4 protein-coding genes and 1 pseudogene are annotated in these 5,674 nt (G+C 47.5%); 4 read left to right on the forward strand and 1 reads right to left on the reverse strand.

Annotation, left to right across the window (positions count from 1 at the left end; all coding sequences use genetic code 11):
• Positions 1-17 precede the first annotated feature (17 nt).
• From ACJ2PR_RS34775 to arsJ, 4 genes are all read left to right on the forward strand, one after another.
• Positions 18-347 carry an ArsR/SmtB family transcription factor gene (locus ACJ2PR_RS34775; protein ID WP_446858722.1) on the forward strand — a complete coding sequence of 110 codons (330 nt, stop codon included), beginning with the start codon at positions 18-20 and terminating at the stop codon, positions 345-347.
• A gap of 169 nt (positions 348-516) precedes the next feature.
• On the forward strand, positions 517-1,551 hold the full coding sequence (locus ACJ2PR_RS34780) for a PstS family phosphate ABC transporter substrate-binding protein (protein ID WP_446880475.1): 1,035 nt from the start codon (positions 517-519) through the stop codon (positions 1,549-1,551).
• Between the two features lie 354 nt (positions 1,552-1,905).
• Positions 1,906-2,916, forward strand: coding sequence for an ArsJ-associated glyceraldehyde-3-phosphate dehydrogenase (locus tag ACJ2PR_RS34785; RefSeq protein ID WP_446880476.1), 1,011 nt, complete (start codon positions 1,906-1,908; stop codon positions 2,914-2,916).
• A gap of 53 nt (positions 2,917-2,969) precedes the next feature.
• Positions 2,970-4,232: an organoarsenical effux MFS transporter ArsJ gene (arsJ, locus tag ACJ2PR_RS34790; RefSeq protein ID WP_446880477.1), complete on the forward strand. Its 1,263-nt coding sequence runs from the start codon at positions 2,970-2,972 to the stop codon at positions 4,230-4,232.
• A gap of 235 nt (positions 4,233-4,467) precedes the next feature.
• Here the strand turns inward: arsJ and ACJ2PR_RS34795 are convergent.
• Positions 4,468-5,423: pseudogene (locus tag ACJ2PR_RS34795) on the reverse strand (IS5 family transposase).
• Positions 5,424-5,674 lie beyond the last annotated feature (251 nt).

Genomic DNA, 5,674 nt, shown 5'->3' on the forward strand with positions numbered 1-5,674 from the left:
CAATACAAGAAAATTTGATGCAAAAAACGTCGTCTCTGCCTTCGGCTTTAGTCATTTCTGGGTTTCATGCGCTTTCAGAACCGTTGCGCGTCAGAGTCATCGAGTTGCTGCGAGAACAAGAGCTTTGCGTCTGTGACCTTTGTGAAAGCTTAGAGGTGACTCAATCTAAACTATCGTTTCATCTCAAAGTTTTGAAGGAGGCGCAGCTAGTGCAGGCTCGTCAAGAAGGACGCTGGATTTATTACAGCTTAAATCTGTCGCAGTTTGTTGTCTTAGAGCAATATCTGGCAGAATTTCGTCGCTTCAGCCCGATCCTTCCCGCTCGTGTTTGTCGAGACGACGGTTAGTTTACTTTTTTTGTTTACATTTTGTCATCAAATATGTGTTGCAGCAGACTTGAAACAATCAAGTTTATTTGAAACGATCAAGGAGTTCTTCACCAGGGCACTTGAAAGTGAAATTTTTATGATCATCAACTTATCACTTCCAAACAGAACGCTTTTGAGTTTATGTGTCGTGGCGGTCTCCGGATTAATTGGTTGTAGCCCTTCAAACCCAGCAGCCAATTCTAGTCAAACGCAGACGACTCCGACAGAGGTTGCTAACTCGGCTATCCCAAGTGCCCAAAGCATTCAGATTGACGGATCGAGTACGGTCTTTCCGATTAGTGACGCGATCGCCAAAGACTACAAAAAGTCCAAAGAAAACAGTATCGCGATCGACGTTAAATTTTCTGGAACAACAGGCGGTTTTAGAAAGTTTTGTGCAGGAGAAATCGATATCAGCAACGCCTCTCGTCCGATTTTGAAAGAGGAAATGGAAGCCTGCAACCAAAAAGGAGTGCGATATATTGAGCTTCCTGTAGCGTTTGATGCTTTGACGATCGCTGTGAATCCCCAAAATACCTGGGCACAGGACATCACGATCGCAGAGTTAAACAAAATTTGGGAATCCGATGCACAGGGCAAAATCACCAACTGGAAACAAATTCGAGCGTCCTATCCCGACCGCCCTCTCAAACTATACGGCGCGGGCAAAGATTCGGGAACGTTTGACTACTTTAACGAAGTTACCCACGGAAACCCCAAAGAGAGCCGCACTGACTACACATCCAGCGAAGACGATAACGAACTTGTGGCAGGCGTGAGCAAAGACCCGAATGCGCTCGGCTATTTTGGATTTTCTTATTACGAAGACAAGCAAAATCAGTTAAAAGCTTTAGCGATCGATTATGGCAAGGGTCAGGGAGCCGTTGCTCCGTCGCGAGAAGCGGTCGAAAAAGCAACCTACCGCCCATTTTCACGTCCCTTGTTTATCTATGTAAATGCGGAGGCAGCGCAGCGAAAACCAGAACTTCAGGAATTTGTTCTCTACTATATTCGCAATGCAAAGCGAGTTTCGGAAGTGGCACAATACATTCCCCTGCCGGATGAAGGGTATCGCCTCAGCGAACTTCACTTCTACCGACTCAAAGTTGGAACGGTGTTTGAAGGGGTTCCGCAGCCAGATTTGACGATCGGAGAACTACTGCGGAAGCAAGCCAGTTTTTAACGTGAATTCGATGAGTCTCCCCCTCGTTCTCTAGTCCGTCAGCCCTGAAAATTAAAATCTATTTTGTCTGAAAGCCCCCCAGAATCGGCAGCTTGGAGGACAGAAGATCGGGGCAACGTAAGCGAAAGAACTCCATTGAGTTGACGTTTTTTAAGCAGTTAGCGTTCACGATCGCTCTATTTTCCTGTTGCGATCGTGAACAATTAAGCTGTGTTTGATTCAGGATTCAGGATTAATCAAATTTTTTAGATTTGAGATTTCTCAAAAGTTATTGAAATAAGCATTGAGATGATTGAACTAAAGGAATATACTAAATTAACTTGAAATATAGAGACAGTTTATCAGGTAACCTCTATGACCGTGCGAATTGGAATCAATGGGTTTGGCAGAATTGGCCGATTGGATTTACGAGCCGCTTGGGGCTGGCCAGAGATAGAGTTTGTCCATATCAACGAGGTAAAAGGCGGGGCAGAAACAGCAGCCCATCTGCTCAAATTTGATTCTGTACACGGGCGCTGGGCCCCAGAAGTAGAAGCGGGTGACGATCGCATTCTCATTGACAAAACAGCTCTCACCTTCAGCGAACATGCCAAACCCGGCGAGGTGCCCTGGGAAGATTACGGCGTAGATATTGTCTTGGAATGTTCTGGTAAGTTTCGCACTGCTGAAACCCTCGATCCCTACTTTAAGCGCGGGGTTAAGAAAGTGATTGTAGCGGCTCCCGTCAAACAAGGGGCGCTCAACATTGTGATGGGCATCAATGATCACCTCTATCAGCCCAGCGAACACCACCTCCTCACCGCAGCATCCTGTACTACAAACTGCCTGGCCCCGATCGTAAAAGTGATTCATGAAGGGTTGGGGATCAAGCATGGGGTAATTACGACAATCCACGACAACACCAATACCCAAACGATCGTCGATGCTCCCCACAAAGATTTGCGCCGGGCGCGGGCTACCAGCTTATCGCTGATTCTTACTACAACCGGGTCAGCAACCGCGATCGGACTCATCTATCCCGAATTAAACGGCAAGCTCAATGGTTTAGCGGTCAGAGTTCCATTGCTCAATGCATCGCTGACAGACTGTGTGTTTGAAGTCGTGCGATCGACCAGCGTTGAAGAAGTCAATCAATTGCTAAAAACAGCGGCTGAGGGTTCACTAAGTGGCATTTTGGGCTATGAAGAACGGCCCTTGGTGTCGATCGATTACAAAGATGATCCCCGTTCCTCAATTATTGATGCTCTTTCCACAATGGTGGTTAATCAAACTCAGGTAAAAATTCTCGCTTGGTATGACAACGAATGGGGCTACTCCAATCGCATGGTAGAGCTTGCGAGAAAAGTTGCAATCAGCTTGAAATAGGTTCGAGTTTCGTCTTTCACTGACCATTCAGCACTCCTACTTCCTCACCTCTCATGGCAACTTCTACCGCGTCTCGTGCCAACTTCAAGCACTACATTCTCGTCACCCTGACCTATTGGGGCTTCACGATTACTGATGGGGCCCTGCGGCTGTTGGTACTGCTCTACTTTAATAACATTGGCTATACCCCGATTCAGATTGCCTCGCTGTTTCTGTTTTACGAAGTCTTTGGAGTGGTTACAAACTTCTTGGGCGGCTGGATTGGGTCTCAGTTGGGGCTAAAGGTGACACTCTATACGGGGATTGGGCTACAAATCTTTTCTCTGGTGTTGTTGTCCTTTCTTAATCCTGGCTGGGCGCAATGGTTGGCGGTGCTATATGTGATGGTGGCTCAAGCATTTTCAGGCATTGCTAAAGACTTGACCAAAATGAGTACCAAAAGTGCCATTCGATTAGTTGTACCGCAGGATGCTCAGTCTGCTTTGTTTAAGTGGGTTGCGATTCTGACAGGTTCTAAGAATGCGCTTAAAGGAGCCGGTTTTTTTGTGGGCAGTGCCCTACTAGGATTGTTTGGTTTCGTTAATTCCTTGTGGATTATGGCAGGAGGCTTGTCCCTATTGTTGTTTACGGGCTTGTTTCTGCCGAAGGGAATGGGCAAAATTAAGGCAAAAGTTAAGTTTACTCAACTCTTTTCTAAGAGCCGTGAGATCAACATTTTGTCTGCGGCGCGATTCTTTTTGTTTGGCTCTAGAGATGTCTGGTTTGTCGTCGGATTGCCTGTCTTTTTGCGGAGCGTTTTGGGGTGGTCGTTCTATCAAGTTGGCGGCTTTCTCGCCTGTTGGGTGATTGGCTATGGCATTATTCAATCCCTTGCTCCGACGCTAATTCGACGATTTGGATCGAGTCGTCCGCCTCAGTCAAAGACAGTTCAATTTTGGACATCAGTGCTTACTGTGGTTCCGGCAGCGATCGCGATTTCTCTGCAATCGGGAGTTTCGGCAAATGTCGCGATCGTGGGTGGGCTGCTTTTGTTTGGCGTTGTCTTTGCGTTTAACTCTGCTGTTCATTCTTATTTAGTTCTAGCATTCACCGATGATGACAAAGTAGCGTTAAATGTTGGCTTTTACTACATGGCAAATTCGGGGGGGCGACTAGCGGGGACGGTGTTATCTGGGTTGGTGTATCAGTTTTATGGGTTAGTAGGCTGTTTGTGGGTTTCGACCATTTTAGTGTTAGCGGCGGCAGTGATTACTCGCAAACTGCCTGATCCTCAGCCGAGCCGAGAGATTGCCTGGAAAGCGGAAGGCGGTGATTGAGGTGTTCTGTTTGATTCATATTTCGCCAATTGCTGGAAAAATGCTGTTGATGGTGATCGCCTGTCGGTACGATCGACACACAATTCATCAAAAATCTTGATCTTGCGGAAGATGGCACGATGAAAGATTCGCCTTACCGCGATCGCGTAATTGATGTGATGGAAGAACTCTACAAATTTACATGGCTTTGTTGCATAAATAATTTAAGAACGCATCTCTCTCTTCCAAGCAGGAACTAGTTTTCTACTCTGTAACTATCGGGCTTACCCAATTGAATCATGCGATTCAATGCCGCACATTTGAGGAATAATTCAACGGCTTGATTATCAAACCGTCGCCGCCGCAGTGTTCCGCCAAAGATAGTCTTGAAGCGAAACATGGTTGTTTCCGCCAAAGACCGGCGGTGATAACCACTTTCTTGCTTCCACTGTTGCCGCCCTACTTGCTCAATCCGTTCGAGGACTTGATTACGAGGATGGGTCTGCTCGCTCTCAAGGTCATCCTCCCACTTGGCTGCATCTTTGCGAGGAGGAATCGTGGGTTTGGCTTTTCGTGCCGCAATCGCGTTGTAACACTTGCGTTTGTCGTAGGCTCCATCACCTGAAACTTGCTCAAGCTCAGACTCAATCCCGTCTAAGACATCGGCAAAGGCTTCATCGTCACTGACGTTGTTGGTACTGGCAACAGCCGCTAAAATCTCTCCGGTTGATTCATTGACTCCCACATGCAATTTGCGCCAAGTTCGGCGTTTGTCCACCCCGTGTTGGCGCACTTTCCATTCCCCCTCCCCATAGACTTTGACCCCAGTGGAATCCACCACCACATGAATCGCTCCCTCGCTCGGTGTGACCGGCATCTCGACTGCAACCTTGCCCATCCGACGCGATAACGTACTGTGGTCAGGCACCGGCAGGTCAATCCCCATCAAGCTAAACAAAGACTCTAAAAATCCCTCCGTTTGCCGTCCAGCCAGGTTGAACAACGACTGCACCGTTGCCATCAAAGCAATCGCCCCATCACTGTAATGCTTGGATGCGCCCCGTCGCCCACTTCTTTGCTCGTTGATCCACCCCTCAATCACCGCTTCGTCGATCCAGAAGGTTAAACTCCCGCGTTGCTTCAGGGCAGCATCGTATTCACTCCTTCACTCCAGTTGCGGACGCGGTAGGATGGCTTGGGTTTCGTTTTCATCGTCGAACCGAGACAGTTACAGGGGGTAATCTTGAGTATTCTATCCTCTATCTCATATCTTTTATGCAACAACGCCAATTTACATTGCTGTTGAGAGAACAAGTAGATTACCTAACCGATCGCTATAGTGAACGCAAAGAGAAAAAGGTGGAGTGAGTGTGATAATCACCGCCATACCAAGATGAATGGCACTGACTTAACGTCAGTTCGATGAACGCTTCGCTTCGCTTTTAGATCCAGGAACGCCCCCT

The organism is Phormidesmis sp. 146-33 (genome assembly GCF_052939515.1).

Bases quoted from the DNA above. Each gene is read 5' to 3' on its own strand.
- ACJ2PR_RS34775 (WP_446858722.1), top strand. From the start codon at position 18: ATGCAAAAAACGTCGTCTCTGCCTTCGGCTTTAGTCATTTCTGGGTTT.
- arsJ (WP_446880477.1), top strand. From the start codon at position 2,970: ATGGCAACTTCTACCGCGTCTCGTGCCAACTTCAAGCACTACATTCTC.
- ACJ2PR_RS34785 (WP_446880476.1), top strand. From the start codon at position 1,906: ATGACCGTGCGAATTGGAATCAATGGGTTTGGCAGAATTGGCCGATTG.